We start from the raw sequence: 2256 nt of genomic DNA on the forward strand, positions 1-2256 counted from the left end.
GCCGACGATTTCGTTCAAAAGCCATTTCACTTTGATGTATTGATTGCAAAAATCCAAGCGATCTTACGCCGTGTGTATAGCTATAGTACTGATCAGACATTGGAAGTGAAAACGTGGTGTGATGCCGCAGTGGATTTTGTGAAAGGTACGCTCACCAATGAAAAAGGAACTATTGAGTTGACGAAAAATGAAATATACATCTTGAAAATATTGATAGAAAGAAAGAATGAAATTGTATCAAGAGAAGAAATTATCACCAGTCTTTGGGATGATGAACGATTTGTCAGCGATAATACGCTGACAGTCAACGTGAACCGTTTGCGTAAACGGATTGCGGAAATCGACTTGGTAGATGTGATCGAAACAAAAGTGGGGCAAGGGTATATGGCGAAGGAAGAACAATTATGATCCAAATATATCTTAAAGAACGTGCTAGTTGGATACTGTTCTTCATCTTCTCGCAACTGCTCGTTCTAGCAATGGGCTATTTGGACACAAGTATTCCGCTTTTGTCTACTGTCTATATTGCATTCATTTCCTGTTTATCTTTCGTTATATTTATGGTCATGCGTTATGAAAAAGAAACAAGATTCTATAAACACTTACAAACATTAGAACCATCATTTGATCTAACTGCAATACCTGAAGCTAACAGCCCTTTCGAAGCCATTGTCTCAAACAGGATGTCCGAACAAATTCAAGAGTTTAAACACCAGTTGGATGAATTGCAAATTAGTTTAGAACAAGAGAAAGATGACATGTTGAATTGGATACATGAAGTGAAAACACCGCTGACAACGTTGCAATTAATGATCGAACGTACGGATCCTACGCTCCGATCACAGTTGATGTACGAGTGGCTTCGGATCCATCTATTACTTGACCAGCAACTACATCTAAAGCGCATCCCATTCATCCAAAATGATTTATATATCGAAAAGACAGATGTGCGGAAGTTGCTATTTCAAGAGATAAAATCGTTAAGACAATGGTGTATGCAAAAGCGTGTTAACTATTCCTATGATCCACTAGTATTGGGCATCAATAAGAAGTTGTTTGATTCGATGAGTGAAGAAGATCAGGAGCTTGTGAAGAAGTTAGGTAAAGAAGCGGCAGAATATCAAGTAGAAATGGCACGTGAAAAAGAAGAGAAACAAATCAGTGAGCTGAAGGATGCAGGCATGCAGTTCTACGCACCAACAGACGAAGAATTAGCTAAGTTTACAGAAGCGGTGCAACCCGTTTATAAAAAGTATGAGAATATCTGGGGCAAGGATTTATTAGACAAGTTCCAAGATCAATAAGAACTGGAGGGTGGATGTATGGGGAAAATATTCAATAGATTAGAAGAATGGATTGTCGTGATTGTACTGTCCATCATGTCCACCATTGCATTCGTTAATGTGCTATCCAGAGGATTTGCCAATTATTCATTTTCTTTCACAGAAGAGATTACAGTCAATTTATTTGTGATGTTAACATTTGTCGGAACAGCCATTGGTGTGCGTAAGTACGCACACCTTGGCTTTACTCTGATTTATGATAAAGGCAATCTGTTGCTGAAGAATATAATTACGATTTTGGTTGGATTGATGATGATGCTATTATTTTTTATTCTTTTATATTTTGGTTTGAAGATGGTGCAGTATCAGATGGATATGGGACAAAAAACACCTTCGCTTGGTTGGCCGCAATGGTGGTTCTCAATGTCGATGCCAATCGGTGCGCTATTTTGCTTAATTCGCTCCATCCAAGTAACGATTGTTGAATTCCGACAGCAAAACGGGAAGGGAGAGCAGCTAATATGACAGCGATCATTTTATTCGGCGTATTTTTCATTTTAGTTATGCTTCGAATGCCCATTGCTGTGGCCTTAGCTATCTCATCCATTGTGGTGTTATTTACAGGCAGTGGATTGTTTGGTTTGGAATTGGTTGCAGATATCATGTATACAAGCGTAGCGAAATTCACGTTGCTCGCAATCCCGTTTTTCATCTTGGCGGGAGTCATTATGGAGCACGCGGGAATTTCAAAAAGATTGATTGATTTTGCGCAAGCTTTAGTTGGTCATCGTAAAAGCGGAATTATTTTTGTTACCGTTATGACAGCGATTTTCTTCGCAGCCATTTCAGGTTCAGGCCCTGCAACGGTTGCTGCGATTGGGGGTATTTTAATCCCAGGTATGGTGAAGAACGGGTATAAAACGGAAACTGCAGCAGGTTTGGTAGCAAGTTCCGGAGCAATCGGTATCATCAT

Annotated in this window: 4 protein-coding genes; all 4 read left to right on the forward strand. The window is 39.5% G+C overall.

Annotated features, from left to right (window positions below):
* On the forward strand, positions 1–408 hold a 408-nt coding region (locus tag CVD27_RS02255; RefSeq protein ID WP_142384064.1), incomplete at its 5' end, for a winged helix-turn-helix domain-containing protein.
* Positions 405–1304, forward strand: a complete 900-nt coding sequence (locus CVD27_RS02260; RefSeq protein WP_101646282.1) for a histidine kinase — start codon at positions 405–407, stop codon at positions 1302–1304. The genes CVD27_RS02255 and CVD27_RS02260, both read left to right, overlap by 4 nt.
* An 18-nt stretch (positions 1305–1322) precedes the next feature.
* Positions 1323–1808, forward strand: a complete 486-nt coding sequence (locus CVD27_RS02265; RefSeq protein WP_099670725.1) for a TRAP transporter small permease — start codon at positions 1323–1325, stop codon at positions 1806–1808.
* The coding region (locus tag CVD27_RS02270) for a TRAP transporter large permease subunit (RefSeq protein ID WP_142384065.1) at positions 1805–2256 on the forward strand (452 nt) is incomplete at its 3' end. The genes CVD27_RS02265 and CVD27_RS02270, both read left to right, overlap by 4 nt.

The sequence above is a fragment of the Neobacillus cucumis genome, assembly GCF_002860255.1.
GTDB lineage: Bacteria > Bacillota > Bacilli > Bacillales > Cytobacillaceae > Neobacillus > Neobacillus cucumis_A.